Annotated in this window: 20 protein-coding genes and 2 pseudogenes; 15 read left to right on the forward strand and 7 right to left on the reverse strand. The window is 38.1% G+C overall.

Annotated features, from left to right (window positions below; all coding sequences use genetic code 11):
* Positions 1 to 164: 164 nt before the first annotated feature.
* Positions 165 to 407: pseudogene (locus ACQCT5_RS21060) on the forward strand (MATE family efflux transporter); the annotation flags it as partial.
* A gap of 199 nt (positions 408 to 606) precedes the next feature.
* Here the strand turns inward: ACQCT5_RS21060 and ACQCT5_RS21065 are convergent.
* The 6 genes from ACQCT5_RS21065 to hxlA form a co-directional block, all read right to left on the reverse strand.
* Complete coding sequence (locus ACQCT5_RS21065) at positions 607 to 1,686, reverse strand: Ger(x)C family spore germination protein (RefSeq protein ID WP_499644847.1); 1,080 nt, start codon at positions 1,684 to 1,686, stop codon at positions 607 to 609.
* A gap of 1 nt (position 1,687) precedes the next feature.
* Positions 1,688 to 2,803: a GerAB/ArcD/ProY family transporter gene (locus tag ACQCT5_RS21070; protein ID WP_499644849.1), complete on the reverse strand. Its 1,116-nt coding sequence runs from the start codon at positions 2,801 to 2,803 to the stop codon at positions 1,688 to 1,690.
* Between the two features lie 5 nt (positions 2,804 to 2,808).
* Complete coding sequence (locus ACQCT5_RS21075; protein WP_499644851.1) at positions 2,809 to 4,284, reverse strand: spore germination protein; 1,476 nt, start codon at positions 4,282 to 4,284, stop codon at positions 2,809 to 2,811.
* A 244-nt stretch (positions 4,285 to 4,528) separates the two neighbouring features.
* Complete coding sequence (locus ACQCT5_RS21080; protein ID WP_026566628.1) at positions 4,529 to 5,248, reverse strand: 3-ketoacyl-ACP reductase; 720 nt, start codon at positions 5,246 to 5,248, stop codon at positions 4,529 to 4,531.
* Positions 5,249 to 5,359: 111 nt separating this feature from the next.
* Positions 5,360 to 5,917, reverse strand: a complete 558-nt coding sequence (gene hxlB / locus ACQCT5_RS21085; RefSeq protein ID WP_499644854.1) for a 6-phospho-3-hexuloisomerase — start codon at positions 5,915 to 5,917, stop codon at positions 5,360 to 5,362.
* An 8-nt stretch (positions 5,918 to 5,925) separates the two neighbouring features.
* Positions 5,926 to 6,558, reverse strand: a complete 633-nt coding sequence (hxlA, locus tag ACQCT5_RS21090) for a 3-hexulose-6-phosphate synthase (RefSeq protein ID WP_010191728.1) — start codon at positions 6,556 to 6,558, stop codon at positions 5,926 to 5,928.
* A 967-nt stretch (positions 6,559 to 7,525) separates the two neighbouring features.
* Between hxlA and zwf the strand changes: the two genes are divergently transcribed.
* The 14 genes and pseudogenes from zwf (at position 7,526) to ACQCT5_RS21160 (ending at position 21,682) form a co-directional block, all read left to right on the forward strand.
* The gene (gene zwf, locus ACQCT5_RS21095) at positions 7,526 to 8,983 is read left to right on the forward strand and encodes a glucose-6-phosphate dehydrogenase (RefSeq protein WP_499644857.1); all 1,458 of its coding nucleotides are present in this window, start codon (positions 7,526 to 7,528) and stop codon (positions 8,981 to 8,983) included.
* Between the two features lie 47 nt (positions 8,984 to 9,030).
* Complete coding sequence (gene gnd / locus ACQCT5_RS21100; RefSeq protein ID WP_499644859.1) at positions 9,031 to 9,924, forward strand: phosphogluconate dehydrogenase (NAD(+)-dependent, decarboxylating); 894 nt, start codon at positions 9,031 to 9,033, stop codon at positions 9,922 to 9,924.
* Positions 9,911 to 10,489, forward strand: a complete 579-nt coding sequence (locus ACQCT5_RS21105) for a hypothetical protein (protein WP_499644861.1) — start codon at positions 9,911 to 9,913, stop codon at positions 10,487 to 10,489. The genes gnd and ACQCT5_RS21105 overlap by 14 nt, the downstream gene beginning before the upstream one ends.
* A 156-nt stretch (positions 10,490 to 10,645) precedes the next feature.
* Positions 10,646 to 10,990: a winged helix-turn-helix transcriptional regulator gene (locus ACQCT5_RS21110; protein ID WP_499644863.1), complete on the forward strand. Its 345-nt coding sequence runs from the start codon at positions 10,646 to 10,648 to the stop codon at positions 10,988 to 10,990.
* Between the two features lie 265 nt (positions 10,991 to 11,255).
* The gene (locus ACQCT5_RS21115) at positions 11,256 to 11,672 is read left to right on the forward strand and encodes an Rrf2 family transcriptional regulator (RefSeq protein ID WP_499644865.1); all 417 of its coding nucleotides are present in this window, start codon (positions 11,256 to 11,258) and stop codon (positions 11,670 to 11,672) included.
* 429 nt (positions 11,673 to 12,101) lie between these two features.
* Entirely contained in the window at positions 12,102 to 13,046 is a 945-nt protein-coding gene (locus tag ACQCT5_RS21120) for an LLM class oxidoreductase (protein ID WP_499644867.1), read from the forward strand.
* Between the two features lie 38 nt (positions 13,047 to 13,084).
* Positions 13,085 to 14,179 (forward strand): tRNA 2-thiouridine(34) synthase MnmA, encoded by a 1,095-nt coding sequence (mnmA, locus tag ACQCT5_RS21125; protein WP_499644869.1) that lies wholly within the window; start codon positions 13,085 to 13,087, stop codon positions 14,177 to 14,179.
* Between the two features lie 74 nt (positions 14,180 to 14,253).
* Positions 14,254 to 15,117: an SDR family oxidoreductase gene (locus ACQCT5_RS21130; protein WP_499644871.1), complete on the forward strand. Its 864-nt coding sequence runs from the start codon at positions 14,254 to 14,256 to the stop codon at positions 15,115 to 15,117.
* 575 nt (positions 15,118 to 15,692) lie between these two features.
* On the forward strand, positions 15,693 to 16,244 hold the full coding sequence (locus ACQCT5_RS21135) for a chloramphenicol phosphotransferase CPT family protein (protein ID WP_499644873.1): 552 nt from the start codon (positions 15,693 to 15,695) through the stop codon (positions 16,242 to 16,244).
* Between the two features lie 219 nt (positions 16,245 to 16,463).
* Complete coding sequence (locus tag ACQCT5_RS21140; RefSeq protein WP_499644875.1) at positions 16,464 to 16,589, forward strand: hypothetical protein; 126 nt, start codon at positions 16,464 to 16,466, stop codon at positions 16,587 to 16,589.
* 144 nt (positions 16,590 to 16,733) lie between these two features.
* Positions 16,734 to 16,841: pseudogene (locus ACQCT5_RS21145) on the forward strand (magnesium/cobalt transporter CorA); the annotation flags it as partial.
* A 209-nt stretch (positions 16,842 to 17,050) separates the two neighbouring features.
* The gene (locus tag ACQCT5_RS21150) at positions 17,051 to 18,841 is read left to right on the forward strand and encodes a sigma 54-interacting transcriptional regulator (protein ID WP_499644877.1); all 1,791 of its coding nucleotides are present in this window, start codon (positions 17,051 to 17,053) and stop codon (positions 18,839 to 18,841) included.
* 151 nt (positions 18,842 to 18,992) lie between these two features.
* Complete coding sequence (locus ACQCT5_RS21155) at positions 18,993 to 20,189, forward strand: iron-containing alcohol dehydrogenase (protein WP_499644879.1); 1,197 nt, start codon at positions 18,993 to 18,995, stop codon at positions 20,187 to 20,189.
* 35 nt (positions 20,190 to 20,224) lie between these two features.
* Positions 20,225 to 21,682, forward strand: coding sequence for a CoA-acylating methylmalonate-semialdehyde dehydrogenase (locus ACQCT5_RS21160; RefSeq protein ID WP_499644881.1), 1,458 nt, complete (start codon positions 20,225 to 20,227; stop codon positions 21,680 to 21,682).
* A gap of 103 nt (positions 21,683 to 21,785) precedes the next feature.
* On the opposite strand, the gene guaC is transcribed toward ACQCT5_RS21160, so the two are convergent.
* Complete coding sequence (gene guaC, locus ACQCT5_RS21165) at positions 21,786 to 22,769, reverse strand: GMP reductase (RefSeq protein ID WP_499644883.1); 984 nt, start codon at positions 22,767 to 22,769, stop codon at positions 21,786 to 21,788.
* Positions 22,770 to 22,796 lie beyond the last annotated feature (27 nt).

Consider the following 22,796-nt stretch of genomic DNA (forward strand, 5'->3'; position numbering starts at 1 on the left):
TAATGATTAGATATAGTTAAATCAGATTTAAAACGATGATGTAGTGTCACAACATATTATAATGGTGTGACTCTTTTTGTTATTAAAAGGAATAGCATATGGGTTTTAAAACTCCGTTTTAATTACTTTAAATTCATAATGATATAGATAAAAGGTGAAATATTATGAAACTAGCAACACAACCTATAAAAATACAAACCTATGTTACTATTACAAAAAGGGAGTATTTAACACTAGCTATTCCTCTCATTATATCGGGAATTTCAACAACTATATTAGGAGCTGTTGATACGGCGGTAGTTGGAAGAATGCCTGATCCATCTTTAATTGGTGGAGTTGCCGTCGGTGCTTTAATATTTAATACGATGTACTGGTTACTCGGGTTTCTTCGTGTGAGTACATCGGGTTTACATCGCAAGCACAAGTTCAGCGAACTTTTGAGAGGCTTCTTTTTTTATTTCTTCGGTGACGTGAAGATACCCCATTTTTCGTTGTTTGATCGTCCGTATGACCAAGCCGGAAAGGAAAAGAACGCCCCCCTTATATGTGAAACTGCGACAACAGTTCCACGGGAGATGTCCCACATTTTCTTCAGAGTTGGATTCATCAGTTTTTGATATCTGTTAGCGGTTGGATTTTAAGGTCATAATCAACTTTGACCTCCATCTGCTCCCATCTGTTTGACCATTCTTTCCCATTAAGAGGTTTTGAGAAAGGTCTCAAGGTATACTTTCTTAATTGTAAAGGGTCAACCTTATTCTCTTGAAGCTTTTTTAAAAACTTGGTAGTCTGTTCTTCTAAATACAATTCAATTTCCGTCTCGAAATTTGAAAGTTCATCCCGGGTGAGCACGTTATGTTCCCGGGCAATCTCGTCTAGCCGTCCGTTCAATTGAACGGTGAGCTTCAGTTCAGAATATGTCTTATCCATATACCAATGAACATTGGCTGTCACATGGCCTAGAACAAAAGATAAGTCACGGATCGGAAAATACTTTAAAAAGTGATCGTTGTCGATAAGCTGGTATATTTCCTCTTCCATGTTGTTGGTGGTTTCGATCAATTTGTCATTTTTAAAAATGCCAGTACCTTGATATTGGAAATTACCACCACTAGCTTCAAATACAGGCACTACAGGAGAATTCGCTGGTGAATGGAGCGCTTTCATGAATTGATGCAAATTCACAACAGTCAACTTCCCCTGATCTTCGTAATGTTTGAACATCCGATAGAGATAATAATCCAGGTCTTTTTGTGCTCCAAGTTGACTGTTGATGTACTCATCAAAATCCCCTTTGACAATGGCTACATACAAACGTTTAGAAATATCAGGATCTGTCAAAATCGTATCAATCAATGGTTCGATCCCTTCTTTTGCAATTTCATCACTGATCAACAGCATCCGGAGTTGTCCAACTTTCAATTCTCTATAATACTTTAAATTGAAACCCTTCATGCCTTCTTTTAACAAGTCGACTTGAACAGTCAAAAGGCGTTTCTTTTCTTTTACAAGGGGAGGTATCAAAGTGCTCATTCTGTAGTTCTCCTCCTCTCCTTTCTGAATCGACCAAAAAGTCACAGGTGCAATTTCTTCAATCAGATTTTTTTCTGCAATAGGCGAACAACCAGATAAAAAGATTATATTAATTAAAATGACGAAAAGTATTTTGGTATGTTTATGTTTCATACTAGTCACGGACCTTTCGCTTTAAAGAGATGAAAAGAAGTAATGGTACGAATAAATAAGTGAGCGCTCCTGCCCATATCTCTAGTTCTAACAAAATATTTTGATTAGTTGCCTTTTTCCACAACATTTCATTTAGTATCATTAAACAAATGATAAATATAGAACAACATAATGCAAATCCTGATCGAGTCGTTTGAACTTTCGATTTCTTCAGAGTGATACGAATTGCACCATAAAAAAGTAACAAGAAGATTGAAATGGCGAATACAAAGTGAAATAAGTATACAGAGATTAAAATTATATCGATTCGCTCAAACACTGGAGAATTCAGGTAACGTATCATTTCCACCACCGGCAATTTGTTTTCTCCAAGATAATGTGATCCGAAAAAAAACAAAGATGCAATGAATATAAACAGATATTCAAAAACGGTAAATGTATTTCCGATTGTCATGTATTTGAGGATTTTTGCTCTCGTATTGAACCAAGGGGCAAGTAAAACCAAATATTCTGGCCCAGAAAAAGCTGACCATATAAACAGCACACTTTTCCATGATTTCATCGTCCATTCATATGGTATTAACGGAAATAGATCATGTATAGTAGCATAAGGCTGAAAAGGGAAGTTCAATAATAACAAGAGCATTGGAGCTGTAAACAAAAAAGCGATGACGATGAAACGGATCGTACTGTCCATCCCTAGTGAAGCAACATACCAGCAAATAAGCAAAATGAAAAGGATCATCCAATTCGTATTCAATGAAGGGAAGATAAAATGTTGTACTACTTCTACATATCCGAGTGTGATTACTGTCACTTTTAATAAAATGAAACCGATTCCGATGAAAGAAAGTAACCGTACCATACGCTCACCGAAAAGATCTACAAAACCTTCGTAGCCTGTGGATGCATACTTGGAAGTAAACCATTTCGATAACATGAATATACTGACCTGTGATAGTCCGCCTACGATGATAATCATCCAAATCATATAGGGGTATATGAGAAAAACTGGCATGATAATCGCAAAATATAGCATTTGTATCCTGTTGACCATCAAAGTCATATAAACACCGTCATATGAAGAGGTTTTCTCGAACAATGAAAATTCAGTCAATGGGATTATCTCCTTCGGCTATAACGCCATTTCTGTAAAGGATGAAGAGCCTCAGGCCTTGTTTTCATCCATTGCAATGGTCCACGAATAAATAGATCAAGCCAATCTTTTCCATAAAAAGGTGTAACAGGGACTAAATATGGCTGTTTCAAGGAAGTAAGTGCGTTCATATGGACAAAAAGTATAAGGATGCCCATAAAAATGCCCATTACTCCAAGAAAAGAAGCAAGGATCAATAGTATGAACTGTATCAAAGTATTGGCTTTGGACATCAAATAATTCGGCACCAGAAACGAAGCGATAGCAGAAATACCAACCAAAACGATCAGAACTTGACTAGCGAACCCTGCTTCTACAGCTGCCTGTCCAACGACAATACCACCGATGACGCCTAATGTTTGACCAGATTTCGTAGGCATTCTTAGACTTGCTTCTTTAATGATTTCAATTGTCACCAACATAATGAGCGATTCCCAAAACGGGCTTAGTGGCAATTGACTTCTCGTATCCACAAGGACGAATAAAATTTGCAAGGGAATCATCTGATAATGATGTGTCGTTAACGCAACATATATTGGAACCATCAGTAAGGAGAGCATGAAACTTAAATATCTTATGATCCGCAAGAAGCTTGCAACAATCCAACGATTAATATAATCCTCAGGTGATTGGAATAAATGGAAAAAGGTGATTGGAGCATTTAGAGCAAACGGTGTATTATCGACCAGAATGATAAGTTTACCAACGCCAAGAGAGTAGGCACACACATCAGGACGGTCAGTTTGTTGAAATTGTGGCAATACAGTATGTGTGTGATCTTCCATAAATGCTGCTAGTTGGGAGGAGTCAAGGATTTGGTCATAATTGATATTTTTGATTTTCTCCCTGGCAATCGTAATGAATTTAGTATTCGTTATACCTTCGATATACATTAAGACAACATTTGTTTCAGTTAGTGATCCTACCGTGAATTTTTCTGTTTTCAAGGTTGTTATTGGCAGCCTTCTGCGAATCAAGGCTATATTCTGTTCTATGTTTTCAGTGAAACTGTCCTTGGCTCCATAAAGAATTGTTTCTGTTTCAGAGGTTTCTATCCCTCTTCCTAATGGATCTTTAAGATTGACTGAACACCATTGATTTTCATCGGTGTCAAAAATAAGGATAGATCCCAGCATCAATTGCTTTTCGGCCTCTTCCACCGTTAAAATTTCTGTAATTTTGGAGGCGGAAATACATTCCAAATGATTTTCATTGCTGCAGCTCCGTAATGGTTGAATTACAGATTCATTTAACCTTTCGTTATCAATCAATGTTCTTATGTATACCAGTATAATTGTGGAAACATTAGGTGTTTGATGTTCTATTATTTCAGCGTCTTCCATATTGTCTACGCGTTCAAGGATAACCTCTAGTGTGATTGGTGTATTTTGGGCTTGCTCTGTGCTATTTCTTATCCCTGAACTCGTCCTCTTCTTAAACATAAACATCAATCTCCTAATAAGATAATAATGTATTTACACCATTGATATTATGTTCAGACTCAGCCAATTCATACCATCAGAAAATTACATAAGTACCAAAAACCGCCAAGTTATTTTAGTGGTTACTCGTCCCTTTTTCTTTTTTCCTAAACCTTTATCTTTAGTTAGCACTCGGATGTATCCGCATGCTAACTTGGTAAGTAAGACGAACTAAAAAAGCAGACCCCACCGGATCTGCTTCGTTTTATGATGGATTTGTAGACCATAATCCAGCTGTTTTAACAAATACTCTTGGATTAAATTTCAAACTAGCCACGACTAATTCTGCAAGGTCTTCTGGGTGCATCACGTTTTCTTCATTGCCTTTAACAAGATTTGTATCAATCGCTAAATCTGTAACGACCGTACTTGGTGTTAAAGCAGTGACACGGACATTATGTTTTCTTACTTCTAGCATAAGTGATTCTGTTAGTCCTAAAACAGCGAATTTAGAAGCACTGTAGGCACTTGTAACAGGAGCACCTTTTTGGCCAGCCGATGAAGAGATATTGATGATATCTCCTGATTTTCTTTCGATCATTCCTGGTAATACTGCTCTTGTTACATTATACACACCCATTAAATTGACTTGGATGATTTTTTCCCATTCTTCTGGTGTTAGATCAAGGAACCCACCAAATTTAGCAACACCAGCATTGTTGATTAGGATATCAATTGGGCCTAAGTCTGATTTGATATGTTCAACAGCATGGGTAACGGATTCAAGATCGGTCACATCTGCTGTTGCTGCAGAAACCTTAACATCAAATTGTGCTAGTTCAGCAGCTACCTTTTCTAGATTAGACATATTTAAGCCGATTAGGCCTAAATGAACGCCTTCTTTGGCTAAGGCGATAGCAGTTGCACGGCCAATGCCTCTTCCTGCGCCAGTAACTATTGCAGTTTTTCCATTTAAAGAAATCATTTTATCACTCCTAAAAATATTACAAATAATAGTTCATTCTAGCAGAAAGACCGCAAACTTGCATGGAAACAGTTGCGGTCTTTCCTATTTAGAACTTGGGGAATAATATATCTATTCTAAGTTGGCGTGTTTACCGTACATTTTATTGGTATCCAAACCTTTTTTCTCCATGAACCGAAGAATCACAGCGTCGTAAAATAGTAAAAGTGTTTGTTCAAATAATGAGCCCATTGGTTGAATCGTCTTAAAATCACTCTCCGACTGATCTTTAGGTGAGCCAGGCAACTTAATTGTGATATCCGCTAATTGTCCAATAGTGGACTCAGGGAAAATGGTTACAGCTGCAATCGACCCACCGATGCTTTTTGCCTTCTCAGCCATGGAAACTAAACCTTTCGTTTCTCCTGAACCTGATCCGATGATCAAAATATCATCTTTTTCAAAGTTAGGGGTTACGGTTTCGCCAATCACATAAGCATCTATCCCCATATGCATCATTCGCATGGCGAATGATTTGGCCATAAATCCTGATCTACCTGCGCCTGCAACAAAGATTTTTTTTGATTCAAGAATCCCATTAACTAATTTTTCAGCTTCATCATTCGAAATTAAATCTACGGAGCGATTTAACTCTTTTATGATTTCAGCTAGGTATTGAGTTGTATTCATGATGTGAATTAACCTTGGTTAATCATTTGTTGCATTTTGGCAGCAGCAGCTTTTTTATCAGCTTGTCCAGTAATCCCGCCACCTACAATGACAAGGTCTGGTTGTACTTTGATGACTTCTGGAAGTGTGTCTAACTTAATACCACCTGCGATTGCAGTTTTAGCATTCTTTACAACACTTTTGATGGTTTGTAAATCTTCAAAAGAGTTCTTACCAACTGCTTGAAGATCGTAGCCAGTATGAACACAAATATAATCCACGCCCATAGCGTCCACTTCTTTTGCACGTCCAGCAAGGTCTTTAACAGCAATCATATCAACAAGGATTTTTTTACCTTGTTTTTTTGCTTCTTCAACAGCACCTTTAATTGACATATCTTCAGCAGTTCCAAGAATTGTGACGATATCAGCACCTGCTTCAGAAGCTTTCATTACTTCATAACCAGCTGCATCCATGATTTTTAAGTCTGCTAATACCTTTAAGTTAGGGAATGCTTCTTTTACTGCTTTTACTGCATGAAGTCCTTCATTGATTACAACCGGTGTACCGATTTCAACGATATCAATGTGATCCTCCACTTCTTTAACTAACTCAATTGCTTCTGGGATATTTACTAAATCTAATGCTAATTGTAATTCCATCTATATTCACTCCTATAATTTTTTATTGTTGTACAGTGATAATTTCTCCAAAGTGTAATTACTTTTACAGTAATATTATCCTTATAGTGCTTTATCTGTACCTACGAGCAATAAGGAATATCATGGCCTCTCACTGAACAATTGCAAGTATACAACGTATGTTACAACATTAAAAGTACGCACTTTTATTTTACATAGTGTTAAAAAGTATACTATGAGACAAGCCGCTTATAAGTCTTACTATTAACTTTAAAAGAAACAATGCACCATTTCGCATAGCCAATTTCTATATAAGTTTCTTGATACTTGCCCAAATTGTCATTGTTGATGTTGTTTATAAAAATCTCTTATTATTAAAGAAATTTCTAGCTGATTTTCTTAGGTTTAAATACCCTATCTTCCTCTTTACAGCTAAAGTAGATAGCTCGCTTATTACGCCAAAAGGTGCAACACATAAAGAATACTGTTCTCAACAAATTTATATCACATATATTTTTGTGGCCAGGGAGAGGATGCTCACCCTGGCTTTATATTATTTAGTACAAAAGTAGATGAGGTTATTTCCTATAGTATATATTTTGTTAGTATGTATTTTTTTTATCACTATTTAAATAAAAAGTGCGTACTTCCATTTTAAAAATGTAGGTATTATACTTACATCTTGTTGAAACATTAGATTCACGAAATACATCAGTCACTAATCTTCCGCATCCATTTACTACATTGAGAGGGTGAATAGTATGTTCGGGTTTCATGCAAAGCATCACAAGGTTTGTTCAAGATGACTAACCTTCATATCGAATGATGGTTATTGTCCAAAATGTGGTCATTTGCATTTTAGGGACATTATTATTACGGGCCAAACAGGTTCAAATATAAATATGGATAAGCCAGGGATTTGCTATCAAGAGTTATAGTAGTTTTTTTAAAGGCATAAGTGAAATTTTTAATTTTGGAGGTATGTAAAATGGAGGCAATGACATTTGTCTTATTTGGGGCGACAGGGGACTTAGCAAAAAGAAAAATCTTCCCGGCCCTATATAATTTATTTTTGGATAAAAAATTACCTCTGCCCATCTCAATTATTGGGGTGGGCAGAGGAGATTTATCAGATACTGATTTCCAAAACCATGTAATAGATTCTTTAAAAACATTTTCTAGACGATCACTACATGACGATTCAAACCTTGAAGTGTTTATCCGTGCCTTTCGGTATAGCCATGTAGATGCTATCAAGGCTGAAGGATATAAAGGATTACTTGAACTCGTTAAACAACGCGAAGAAGAATTGAATATTCCAGAAAATCGTATGTTCTACCTATCTGTTGCTCCAGAGCTTTTTAATGGGATTGCTTTCAACATTAAAGAGAGTGGTCTAGGTTCTACAAAAGGGTGGAAACGTCTAATTATCGAAAAACCGTTTGGACATGACTTAGAATCAGCTCAAGAATTAAACGATAAACTAAGTAAAGCTTTTGATGAAGAAGAAATTTTTCGCATCGACCACTATCTTGGAAAGCCAATGGTACAAAACCTGGAAGCGTTAGGATTTGCAAATCCAGTGCTTCAAGCATTATGGAACAACCAATACATTGCAAATGTGCAAATTACTGCAAGCGAAACAGTTGGGGTTGAAGAAAGAGCCGATTATTATGATAAAGCTGGGGCTATTCGCGACATGTTTCAAAATCATATGCTGCAAATGTTGATGATGACTGCAATGCAGCTCCCAAAACAAATTAGTGCAGAAGAGATCCGCAATGAAAAGAGAAAAGTAATAGAATCACTTCGTCCATTAAAGAAAGAGGATGTGGTGAATCATGTGATTCGAGGTCAATATGGTCCTGGTGAAATCCAAGGTAAACCAGTTGTTGGGTATACAGGAGAACCTGAAGTTGCTCCTTCTTCATTAAATGACACATTTGTGGCTGCCCGTCTATTTGTGGATGATGATTTTTGGAGAGGGGTTCCTTTCTATATCCGTACAGGAAAAAGAATGACAGAGAAATCGACCAGAATTGTAATTGAATTCAAAAATACTTTAAAGGATTTGTATAGGACTCAAGAAGAAGAAACTGCTCCAAATCTTTTAGTGATTGAAATCAATCCAAAAGAAAGTGTTTCATTACAATTAAATAGTAAAAACCCATTAAACAATGGAAAAATAGAACCAGTCAATGTTGATTTTTCTGCTAAGCAAGCAGATGTTCCTGAAGCGTATGAGCTTTTAATTTACGATGCAATGCGTGGCGACTCAACATTCTTTGCACATTGGAAAGAAGTGGAATCGTCTTGGAAATGGGTACAGCCTATCTTAGAGGCTTTTGAGGAAAATACAATTCCCCTTCAATTATATCCTTCCGGGTCAATGGGACCAGATGCTGCCCGTCGATTATTGGCAGAGGAAGGATATAAATGGTGGTAGTAAAAAAAGATGAAGAATATTTTTAGATTATTAAGGAGGAAATGAACATGAAAGTTGGATTAATTGGTTTAGGAAAAATGGGATTAAACTTAGGTCAAAATTTAATTGATAACAAGCACGAAGTAGTAGCTTTCGATGTAAATGGAAGTGCCGTTGAAGAAATGAAGAAATACGGTGCCCAAGGTACATCTGATTTAAAAGAACTTGTTGAATCTTTAGAAAAACCAAGAGTTGTATGGATTATGGTTCCGCATGCTGTGGTAGATTCAGTAATTGCTGAAATGACACCATTATTAAGCGCTGGAGATATCGTAATTGAAGCTGGGAATTCTCACTATAAGGAATCCATTCGCCGATATGACCAGCTAAAGGAAGTAGGAATTTACTTTATGGATGCCGGTACTTCTGGTGGAATGGAAGGTGCTCGTAATGGAGCATGTTATATGATTGGTGGAGACCCTGAAGCCTGGAGAATCGTGGAACCTATTTTCAAGGATACAGCTGTCGAAAACGGATATATCTATGCTGGTAAAGCAGGGAGCGGTCATTTCTTAAAAATGGTTCACAATGGAATTGAATACGGTATGATGGCAGCGATTGGTGAAGGATTTGAGGTATTAGAAAAAAGCAATTTCGATTTTGACTACGAAAAAGTGGCTAGAGTATGGAATAACGGCTCGGTTATTCGTTCATGGCTCATGGAGTTGACTGAACGTGCATTTTCAAAAGATGCAAAGCTAGATGAAATTAAAGGGATTATGCACTCTTCTGGTGAAGGGAAATGGACAGTTGAAACAGCTTTAGATTTACAAGCAGCGACTCCTGTTATCGCAATGTCTCTTTTAATGCGTTACCGTTCATTAGATAACGATACTTTTACAGGTAAAGTGGTAGCTGCATTAAGAAACGAATTTGGTGGACATGGTGTTGAAAAAAACTAACAGAAATACATCTGTTATTTGTGAGATGGTAATGAAAACAATGAATATGATGGTAGAAAAGGATGTGAAGTTCATGAATGTATTGGATGCAAAAATGATAAATACTCAGTATGGAATAGAAACTTATCTAGATCTATTGAAAAATGTTGAAGTGAAAGACATTCAATATATTACAGAGACAGCTTCTTTTTACGAAATCACTATAGGTGTAGAGTATTTTCGGTTGAGGAATGAAAATTATTATAATAGTGAAAAGAGATATTTTAAGATACGGATGAATTCTGATTTAAATGCTATTACTATAATAGAAACAAAAAGAGAAAGTATATTTGCTGTGAAAAATGAATTTGAAAGATCTGCAACAAAAGAACTGATTGGAGAGTGGCTAATAAAAAGCAGGGCTTTCAGAAAAGTTCTTAATGATTTGATAGATGATAAAAAAATGGAAAACGTTAAAACGGAGGAAAATATAATAGGAACAATAGGAACAATAAGGTTCCTGGAGAAATTACTTGAAATCACAACAGAAGATATTTTAAGTGCTCGTGTTGAGAGCTCTCAATAGTTTCCGTAATGCATCTTCCTATTGAACAGCAGAATAGAGAATTATATGTTCACTGCTAATATATTTTGTATGGAAGGATATAACAAGTACAGACTTATATTTTATTTAGTGAAAAAAGTATACTATGGGCTATAATAAATATGGAGGTGATGATAAATGTCGCGAATGCAGGAAAAGATGTTTAATTGTGAAAAAGAATTAACACTTTCCGTTATCGGTGGTAAATGGAAGATGCTTATACTATGGCATCTAGGGAAAGAGGGAACGAAGCGATTTGGTGAATTGAAAGCTCTAATGCCAGGAATCACGCAGAGAATGCTAGTTAATCAATTGCGAGAACTGGAAGAAGACTTGATAGTAAAACGCGAAGTCTATCCCGTTGTTCCTCCAAAAGTAGAATACTCCCTTACTCAACAAGGAAGAAGCTTGATGCCGATTCTCGATGCGATGTATAACTGGGGAAAAGATTATATGGAAAATGCTGGGTTGTCGATTAGGTGAATTTTAACCGGGAATCTAAGGTTGACTCTGGCCAAGGGGGTCAACCTCTTTTCATGATAATATATTAATTATTTTTAGTGTTTTTTTGATAATGATATTCAATGGGATTGAGTCTGATAGAAATTGGCGAAGAATTTGAGGCATTAAAAAAGTAAATTCAATTTATTATACAAAAATTGGCATAAAAGTAACTAACCATTTCGTTGACTTTTCAAACTGTATTAATTATTATTACAGTACAGGTGCCAAGAGGAAGTGAAATCCAGTGAATAGTGAATTTACGATAGCCGTTCATAGCTTAGTTCTTTTAGCGCATTTGCCTGATCATATGGCAAGTAGTCAAAAGATTGCAGACAATGTTTCCACAAATCCAGCAAGAATTCGTAAAATAATGAGTTGTTTGCGTAAAGATAGATTTGTACGAACAAAAGAAGGAATAGGAGGAGGCTACATTCTTCAAAGAGATCCTGAGGAAATTACATTGGGGCAAATTTATCGCTCAGTGTCAGGTGGAGCGATTAAACCCAATTGGTGCTCTGGAGATCCTGAAGAGGAATGTGTGGTTGCTTCTAATATTCAACTTGTGATGGATGAGGTCTTTGAGGAAACCGATCAATATTTTTCAGCATACCTCGATCGTATTTCAATTGCATCCATCTTAAAGAAAATAAAACAATATTAATAAGTTGCTTTATTTTTAATATAAATGTAATCTTTTTTGTTACAGATGGTAAATGCTATTTTTGTTAGATGTTTTAGGTTTCTTTTTGTGTAAACTGTAACTATTTAAAGTTCAGTTAACTTCGATAAATCTTATGAGGTTTCATTCAATAAAATAAAGAAAGGTATGATAAATGTATGGTTATGTCAAATGCAAAACATAGACACGTTTGCAACAGATGCCTAACGATAACTAAAGAAATTGGTCATTGTCCTAAATGTGGCCATTCCGAATTACGACCATTCATGTTTTTTTTACAGAGTGGGGGCAAATATCATGTCGCAAATCAAAATTCAGTGAAGCAAGAAACTGCATAATTAACAGGGAAGTTCACTTATTAAACATAGGAAGACTGATAGGTTAGTTATAAAAGGGGAGAGTTTAAAAAGTATGAATAAATTTGAAAAGCACAAGGGTTATTCACGCACATTCCAAGAAAACAAACTTTCACTTGGTTTATTCTTTCCTTTGGAAGCATATAAGGGAAGTATCCCAGTTATGGATTTAAAGCATCAAGTAGATCTTGCTCAAATAGCTGAGGAAGCTAATTTTGCTTCTTTATTTGTTAGAGATGTTCCGTTGAATGACCCAACCTTTGGTGATGTTGGTCAAATATATGATCCTTGGGTTTTTCTAGGTTACTTAGCTGCTCAAACAAAAGAGATTGCATTAGGGACAGGGAGCATTGTGACGACACTACGTCATCCACTTGACCTAGCGAAAGGTGCTGCATCTGTAGATCAAATATCTAATCAAAGGCTCCTTTTGGGTGTTGCAACTGGAGACCGACCTATTGAATTTTCTGCATATAAAGTTAATCAACAAGAACGATCCGAATTATTTCAAGAGTCATTTTTTGTTATGAAAGAGGTATGGAAACAGTCATTCCCACTGATCAACTCACAAAGAGTTGGATTAGAAAAAGGAGACCTTTTGCCAAAACCAGTTTTATCAAATATTCCTGTTTTCGTGACAGGTCGTTCAGGGCAGTCACTAGAGTGGATAGCTGAAAACAGTGACGGTTGGATTAGCTACCCGCGAAATATTGATGTACAAGCTAAACTCATTGATGGTTGGCGTTCCTTAACGTATGATTTCCAGCCATTTTCTCAATCGCTTTATATTGATTTAGCAAAAAATCCGGATGAAGGCCCCACTCCTATTCACCTTGGGTTTAGGAGCGGATACAAATTTTTAATTGAATTTCTGAATCGCTTACAGGAAATTGGAGTTAATCATGTTATTTTGAATTTAAAATACGGTCAACGTCCGGCAAAGGATGTAATTAAAGAATTAGGAGAAAAGGTAGTACCTCAGTTTCCTGCATTTAAGTAACATTTAATTGAATAAGAGATTGAAAGGTGGTGAGAGGTATGAAGAAAAGACCAGAAGATACAAGAGTAGTAGTCGGAATGTCTGGTGGTGTTGATTCATCGGTTACAGCTTTGCTTCTTAAAGAACAAGGATATGATGTAATTGGTATTTTTATGAAAAATTGGGATGATACTGATGAAAGTGGTTTCTGTACAGCAACTGAAGACTACGAAGATGTGATTAAGGTTAGTAATCAAATTGGGATCCCGTATTATGCTGTTAATTTTGAAAAACAGTATTGGGATAAAGTCTTCACATACTTCCTAGAAGAGTACAAATCAGGTCGGACACCTAATCCTGACGTCATGTGTAATAAAGAGATCAAATTTAAGGCGTTTTTAAATCATGCGATGTTACTTGGGGCTGACTATATCGCAACAGGTCACTATGCAAGAGTCGAAGAAAAAGATGGACAATTTCGATTGCTGCGAGGTGCTGATCATAATAAAGACCAATCATACTTCCTTAATGCTCTTTCTCAAGAGCAATTATCGAAAACTATGTTTCCGCTAGGGCATTTATCCAAAAAGGAAGTGCGTGACATTGCGATAGAGGCAGGTCTTGCAACAGCAAAGAAAAAAGATAGTACGGGTATTTGCTTTATCGGTGAACGAAATTTCAAGGAATTTTTAAGTGGCTTTTTGCCAGCTCAACCTGGTGAAATGCAAACCGTAGATGGTGAATTTAAAGGTCACCATGATGGTCTTATGTATTATACTATTGGTCAACGTCAAGGTCTTGGCATTGGCGGATCGGGGGAGCCTTGGTTTGTCATTGGTAAAGACTTAAAGCGTAATGTTCTGATTGTTGGACAAGGGTTTCATAACGAAGGACTTTATTCAGAAGGTTTAGAGGCTATTGGTATGAATTGGATTAAAACATATTTAACTTTTAAGCAAGAATTTAGTTGTACCGCCAAGATGAGATACCGTCAAGAGGATCAAGAGGTAACAGTCTATCCGCAAGAAGATGGTACAGTTAAAATTTATTTTCACAAAAGACAAAGGGCTATTACCCCAGGTCAAGCTGTTGTTCTGTATGATGGTGATATTTGTATTGGTGGGGGAACAATAGACCGTGTTGTTAAAAAATAGGAAAATGACTATATCCGTGAAAGTTCAATCATTACTACACTATTAAAATGAAAAGTATATAGGGGGAATAATACATGAAAATGTTAGTTACAGGAGCAACAGGAAAATTAGGTTCTAAAATTGTAGAGACTTTATTAAAAAAGGTACCAGGAAACCAAGTAGCTGTTAGTGTTCGTAATCCAGAGAAAGCAGAAGGATTACGGGCTCGAGGAGTAGATGTCCGAAAAGGTGATTTTGATTATCCGGAAACACTTGATGCGGCTTTTGCTGGCGTTGATCGCTTGCTAATTATCTCTGCGGATGGGGAAAATGAAACAAGAATACGACAACACGCGAATGCAATAGCTGCGGCTGAGCGTGCTGGAGTGAAATTTATTGCTTATACTAGCATAGCGAATGCAAAGGAAAGTGAAAACTTCCTTGCTCCAACGCATAAAGCAACAGAAGAAGCTATCATGAAAACAGGTATTCCTTATTCTTTTTTAAGAAATAATTGGTACTTGGAAAATGAAATTTCAAGTATTCAAGGTGTTCTAGCAGGTGCTCCTTGGGTGACATCAGCAGGAAATGGTAAGGTAGGATGGGCATTACAACAAGATTATGCAGAGGCTGCGGTTGAGGTATTGACTGGTAATGGGCACGAAAACACTATCTACGAGCTTTCTGGAAAATTATTAACACAGGAAGAGTTTGTATCAGCTCTTGGTAATGTATTGGGTAAAGAAGTACCAGTACAACAAGTAGATGACAATACTTATGCAGACATTATGAAAGGTGCAGGTGTACCAGATTTTCTTATTCCTTTTCTAGTGGAGATCCAAACAGGCATTAGAGAAGGTACGCTTGAAGTCGAAAGTAATGACTTCGAAAAACTTCTTGGGCGTTCAGCTACACCAATTAGTGTCGGACTCAATCAAATTGTTAATGGTATCTCTTAAACAAAAATATCGACTTAGTTTAAACCGACCTTTATTATTAGCAAGAATCATTTCCTTGAATTGGTAAATTTAATGCTAACGCAATCCCATAAAAAACGGTAAATCACCATTAAAGATGTTATAGTAAGCAATATCCAAAACGTTGATTTACCACGGTTATTTCACCTCTCGTTAACGATATTACACACTCAAAACTTACGGGTGAGAGATGTAGTACCGTTTCACTAATTAGTGAAAGCTACCCTATGAAATAAATAGTTAGAAAATAAAGGGCTACTTCCTATGGTTAGTAAGTAGTTCCGTAGCAGTCCCAAAAGGACTGCTATTTTATTATGTATTCGTTGATATATTCACCGTTAAAATCGCAAGCTTTTTCGTAGATGCCAATTTTTATAAGATTATTCTGCAAATATGTTATTCTATATACAGAGTTTATTCAACTAACGGGTCAGTATAGTGGAAGAAGGATTATGGATTTTAGTGATAAAATACTAATTCTATAAGCAGGAAATTTATTCATAGTTATTGAAATCTTTGGAATGTGGTTTATAACTGAGGACTTTGGGGTGTGTGTTGTGGAAAAAGGAATGATTTTAGTTCTAAACGGGGTGTCAAGTTCAGGAAAATCAACTTTAGCAAAGGAAATAACAAAGTTACTTCCTGACTTTTTTGCTTTTAGCATAGATGATTATGATTTGGTCATAGAAAAGATGGAAGATAGAGTAAACCAGCGACTTATATCAGTTGAAACAGAATATTTTTATTATAAGAATGTGGCAATGTTCTCAGATCAAGGTGTTAATTTAATTCTTGATCAAATTCTCCATGATCCCTCAACATTACAAAATTTTTATGAAACTCTGAACTCTTACCCAATTCTTCTTGTGGGAGTTCATTGTCCTGTGGAGGAGCTTAAGCATAGAGAAAAGTCTAGAGGAAACCGCCAAATTGGGCAAGCACTTTCTCAGCTTAGTTTAGTGCATAAAAAAGTAATTTACGATGTTGAGGTTAATACATACACCCACTCTATGGAAGAATGTGCAAATGAAATTGTAAACCGATTGGAAAGTAATACACCATTATTAGGATTAAAAAAATCGTTGAAGGAATTCGAATTTTCAAGGTGATTGTAAAAAAACAACTTAACTAACGGATTGCGTTTCTGGCACAGGGATTGGTGGCGGCAGCCCCTTTTCTTATTGAACAAACGGAGCAGTTTAGTTGAAGAGGAAATGTTGTATTTTATTGAATAAATAGAGGGTTTTTTTATAATAAATATCGAAAACATTCATAGTTAATTTGAATGTAGTATGACAAAGTAATCCGTAAGTATCATGGAGGAAAATTTGAAGAAAGTAATAAACATGATTAATCCAAGTTCGAAAGTGGCTGGCGTGTCGTTAATTGAATTGAAAAAAACAGAAAAAGCACTTGGTGCTATTTTTCCAGATGAATACAAGGAACTTTTTTAGAAACAAATGGAGCAAATTTTGGCGATTGGACTTTATTCCCTATTCAAACTAATGAACAAACGGCATTAACAATTGATATAGTTAAACAAAATCAGAACAGACCCAAAAATCTACCGAGTGATATGATTTGTATTGGTGAAAAATATGCCTGAGCTGACCTATAGATACGGGTACTTTGTCGCGCTTGGAGTCATGGCCGTCATGGGGATAAGCTTGTTTATTTGGTTTAAGAGGAAGGCATGGTTTAAGTAAGATAGCATTAAAGAATTTCCTTATATGTAGCGTGAAGCGAGTATGAAACCATTTTTGGTTTCATACTCGTTTTTTATTCGGAAGAATTTTAATATAGGAACTAATTGTATATACGATACATATTAGTTAGGAATATAACCCCAGGGCTCCCGCAAACGCACGCTAGAAGTGTTATAATTTAGAAAATTATAATGGAAGGGTGTGCTAGCATGTCTCTTTCTAAATTAGATGAGAAGCTACATCCTCAACAAGAAGAGCTATTTCAAGTCAAAAATTGGATGACACCAAGCCCTTATTTTATTCATCCATGGACGACATTGGGAGAGGCTTCTCAGATGATGGTACATTTCCAACTGGATTCCCTGCCTGTCGTGGACGAAGCCAATATGATAATTAACATTATTACTTCGAGAAAACTCCTACAATATTTTGCGCAAGGCAATGGTGGGGAAAAACTAATCAGCAGCATTCCAATGGCGAATCTCGCTTTTATCCGTCCAGATGAGTCTATTCTTCATACCCTATCACTTCCTTATGATTATTATCCTGTATTGGATAAAAGCGGCAAGCTCGTTGGCGTTCTAACAGCAAGGGATATACTCGACGGGGTGTCTAAATATATGTATAAACTGAATCAACTACATTCTTCAAGTGCTCTTGGGGCCATTCTAGAATCGGCGTATGAGGGGATTGCGGTAGTCGATGAAAATGGTATTCTGCAGGAATTCAACGAAGCATATAGCCGGTTTACAGGAATTTCACGTGAGGATGCCATTGGGAGGCATGTGACAGAAGTAATTGATAATACCCACCTGCATGAGACAGTGAAAACGGGGATTGCAGAAAGGGGTGTTCTCCAAAACATTCAAGGACATGACATGGTGGTCCATCGGATTCCGCTTTTGCAGAATGGCAGGATTGCTGGGGCTATTGGAATGCTCATTTTTGAAGGTGTAACAGAAGTATATAAAATCTATGAAAAGCTCCAGGGGAATCAAGAAAAGCAACAAGACTTGCTGACAAAAAAACAGGAAAAAGACAGCCGAATTACGATTGATCAAATCATTGGCACAAGCGATGGTGTGATGGAGGTAAAGAGGATGGCTCGTAAGGCAGCAAGAACTGCAGCTACGGTCTTGATAACAGGTGAAAGCGGAACGGGAAAGGAGATGTTTGCAAAAAGCATTCACCACCTCAGCCCCTTTTCAACCGGTCCGTTCATTAGCGTGAATTGTGGAGCCATTCCAGAGCATCTCTTTGAATCAGAATTATTTGGCTATGAAGAAGGGGCCTTTACCGGGGCAAGAAAGGGCGGGAAGCCGGGGAAATTTGAGCTTGCCGACAATGGGACGATATTTCTCGATGAAATTGGAGATATGCCACTTGTGATGCAGACGAAGCTATTAAGGGTGCTTCAGGAAAAGGAAGCGGAACGGGTAGGAGGTCTGAAAAAGATCCAAATCAATGCAAGAGTCATTGCTGCGACCAACCGTAACCTAAAGCAATTAATTGAAGTGGGAAAATTTCGGGAGGATCTATACTACCGGCTTAACATTATTCAATTGCATATCCCTCCGCTGCGTGAAAGGAAAAAGGATATACCGGTTCTTCTGATTTATTATTTGAGAGAAATATGTGAACGGTATCAGATGCCAGCAAAAATTTTCTCGTCTGAAGCAGTGAAGGCCTTTGTCCAGTATTCTTGGCGAGGAAACATCAGGGAGATGGTGAACACGATTGAGCAACTGGTGACGCTTGTAGATGGAAAGGTGATTGAATATCATCATTTGCCGGATATATTGAAACGCTTGGAAACTACGAAAACAAAAGTAGAACGAGGTTTTCTCGAAGAAGCCAAGTTTTTGGGAAACAAAAAAGAGTCGGAATTAATTCTCGAGGCACTAAAAAAAGCTGGTGGGAATAAATCTAAGGCTTCAGAATTGCTTGGCATCCATCGAACAACTCTTTATCAAAAGCTAAAAAAACACGGATTAGTATGAGGGTGGTGTAGGGTTTTCGCTACAATAAATCTACAACTGTAGTGTAGGGACTACATTCTTACGAACATAGAACTTTGGAATGTAAGGGTTTCCATGTTGGCACGCTTTTTGCAAGTATGTTTTTGACAGAACAAAAGGGGTGGAAAGTTCAATGGAGAAACCAGCAATTTTTCGTGTTCCGGAGGTTATTTTTTATGGAAGAGGCTCTTATGAAAAGGTTGGAGCTGAAGCTGCACAAAGGGGGAGCAAAGCTTTAGTCATTAGTGATCGAATAATGGATCAACTGGGATATGTCAATGAATGCAGAACGTATTTGGAAGCAACGGATGTTCAAAGTGTCGTATATCTTGGGGTGGCGTCTGAGCCAACTGATGATTATGTAGCAGAAGCAATGGAGATTTTCCAAAAAGAGCAATGTGATTTGGTTATCTCTGTTGGTGGCGGTAGCTGTATCGATACGGCAAAGGCAATTGCGGTTCTTGTGACGAACGGAGGCTATATTGGCGACTATATGGGTGGAAAGAAGCTCGCAATGCAAGCACCAGTTCCTCACATTGCGATACCGACAACAGCTGGGACAGGCTCTGAGGCGACAGATGTAACGGTGATTACGAGTTCCTCCACTGATGTCAAAATGATGATTAAACAGCCTGCTTTTATGCCAAATGTTGCAATTGTTGATCCGTTGCTGACCTTATCCTCACCGCAACATGTAACATCAGCAACTGGAGTGGACGCGCTAAGTCATGCGGTGGAAGCTTACTTGTCCAAAAGAGCACATCCAATGACAGACACGATAGCCTTGTCAGCTATGAAGCTTATCGTGGAGAATATTTTAACCGCTTACAATGATGGGGGAAATATCGATGCGCGTGAGGCGATGAGTTTGGGAGCGCTTCAGGCTGGAATGGCATTCTCAAACGCGTCTGTATGTCTAGTGCATGGTATGAGCCGTCCGATAGGGGCGTTGTTCCATGTGCCACACGGAATTTCGAATGCCATGCTGTTGCCGGCGGTGTTGGAATTTAGCAAGGAATCATGTGTGGATCGCATGGCGGATATCGGCAGGGTTTTTACACCTCAAAACCAAGCCCTTTCCAATAAAGAAGCGGCTGAGGTTGCGGTTCAATCTATTAAGGAGCTTTGCTTAAAATTACAGATTCCTAACTTGCGAGGTTGGGGGATTGATGAGCAAGCCTTTAAGCTTGCCGTGGCAAAAATGACATCAGACGCAATTGACTCTGGCAGTCCGGCAAATAACCCAAGAGTGCCGACCCAGGTTGAATTGGCAGAACTGTACCATGTTTGCTATGACTATCAGCTTGCTACTGAGGAAGAGAAAGTCTAATTCATAGATTCTAAAGGTGAAAGGAGAAATGAAAGATGACAACAGCAACACAAAACATATTAAAAAACTTTATCAATGGGGAATGGGTCGACTCCAATACGGATAAATTCGAAGCTGTGCCAAATCCTGCTACTGGTGAGGTGCTTGCACATACGCCTATATCTACAAAGGTGGATGTTGATAAAGCGGTTCAAGCAGCAAAAGAAGCGTTCAAAATCTGGAGTAAAACACCAGTTCCGAAGAGAGCAAGGGTATTATTTAAATATCAGCAGCTATTAATAGACAACTGGGATGAGTTAGCCAAATTGATTACACAGGAAAACGGCAAAAGCTTTAAAGAAGCATATGGAGAGGTACAGCGTGGCATAGAATGTGTGGAATTTGCTGCAGGTGCCCCATCCCTGATGATGGGTAAGCAGCTACCAGATATTGCAACAAATATTGAATCCGGTATGTACCGTTATCCAGTTGGTGTCATTGGGGGAATTACACCTTTTAACTTTCCGATGATGGTTCCTTGCTGGATGTTCCCTCTTGCCATTGCATGCGGTAATACATTCGTCCTAAAGCCATCAGAAAGGACGCCGATCCTAGCGAACCGCCTGGCAGAATTGTTTACGGAAGCTGGTCTGCCTTCTGGCGTATTCAATATTGTCCATGGTGCACATGATGTAGTAAACAGCATTATTGAGCATAAAGATGTTCCTGCTATTTCTTTTGTTGGTTCCCAACCGGTTGCCGAATATATTTACAAATCTGCGACCGCTAGAGGCAAACGGGTTCAGGCGCTTGCTGGTGCGAAAAATCATTCCATTGTCATGCCGGATGCGGATCTTGACGGGGCAGTGAAAGAAATTATTGGCGCAGCATACGGTTCTGCAGGAGAAAGGTGCATGGCGTGCTCCGTTGTAGTTGCGGTGGACTCTGTAGCGGATGAGCTTGTTGCGAGATTGAATAAAGAGGCAAGCCAGCTGACAATTGGAAACGGGATGGACGAGGATGTCTTCTTAGGTCCAGTAATCCGCCAGGAAAATAAAGACCGTACAAGTAGCTATATTGAGAGTGGCGAACAAGAAGGGGCTTCCCTTGTCCGTGACGGCCGCAATGACGAAGCTTATCACGAAAAGGGTTATTTTATTGGCCCAACTATTTTTGATCATGTTCAACCAACTATGAAAATCTGGAAGGAAGAAATCTTTGCTCCAGTACTATCCATTGTTCGCGTGAAGAATCTGGAAGAAGCAATCGAACTTACCAATAAGTCTGATTTTGGAAACGGTGCATGCCTATTTACTCAAAATGGGAGCAGTGTCCGTTACTTCAGGGAAAACATTGAAGTCGGCATGCTAGGTGTCAACATAGGTGTTCCTGCCCCAATGGCGTTCTTCCCATTCTCAGGCTGGAAAAACTCCTTCTACGGTGATCTTCATGCTAACGGATCAGACGGAGTAGAATTTTATACAAGAAGAAAAATGCTGACTGCCCGTTGGTAAAATGAAAGAAGAGCTGCTGATATTTAATATCAAGCAGCTCTTCTTTTATGAAGATGAATTTTCTTCCGACCATTTTACTTTTTTAAGTCCCATATCTAGACGCTTAATAGACCTTATCCCCATTAAAAATAGAATTCTTAACAATCACATAATCTACGTGACGGATGGAGTCTAAAGTGGTTCCTCCAGCGTAGGAGATGGAAGATTGAAGATCTTGTTCCATTTCGGTCAATGTGTCCTGTAAGGAGCCTTTATGCTCGACGAACATTTTTTTGCCTTCGACGTTCTTCTTTTCGCCTTTTTGGAATTCGGAAGCGGAGCCGAAGTATTCTTTGACTAATTTTCCTTCTAATTCGATGGTTTCTCCTGGTGATTCTTCATGGCCGGCAAATAGGGAGCCGATCATGACCATTGTTGCCCCGAAACGTACGGATTTTGCGATGTCACCGTGTGTACGGATTCCGCCGTCGGCAATGATTGGTTTGCTTGCTGCCTTTGCACATAAACGAAGTGCTGCCAACTGCCAGCCGCCAGTTCCGAAACCAGTTTTAATTTTTGTGATACACACTTTACCAGGTCCGATTCCGACTTTTGTTGCATCTGCGCCGGCATGTTCCAGTTCACGCACAGCTTCAGGTGTACCAACATTACCAGCAATGACAAAGCTCTCTGGCAAGTGTTTTTTGATATGCTGGATCATATTGATGACAGCATTGGAATGCCCATGGGCAATGTCAATCGTGATGAATTCAGGAGTAAGCCCTGCTGCTGCAAGCTCTTCAACGAATTGATATTCTTCTTCTTTCACTCCAACACTGATGGAAGCGTAAAGACCTTTTGCATGCATGTTTTCAATGAAAGCCTGACGCTTTTGTGGCTCAAAGCGGTGCATGATGTAAAAATAGTTATTTTCAGCAAGATATAGGGCAATTTTTTCATCGATGATGGTTTGCATATTCGCTGGCACAACAGGAAGCTTAAAGTGACGGCCACCCAGTGTCACCGTAGTATCACACTCAGATCGGCTGTTAACCACACATTTATTTGGAACTAACTGAATATCTTCATAATCAAATACATTTTCCATGAGACACACTCCTAAAAGAATAATTTT

This window comes from Sutcliffiella halmapala (genome assembly GCF_050107295.1).
In the GTDB taxonomy this organism is placed as follows: domain Bacteria; phylum Bacillota; class Bacilli; order Bacillales; family Bacillaceae_I; genus Sutcliffiella_A; species Sutcliffiella_A halmapala_A.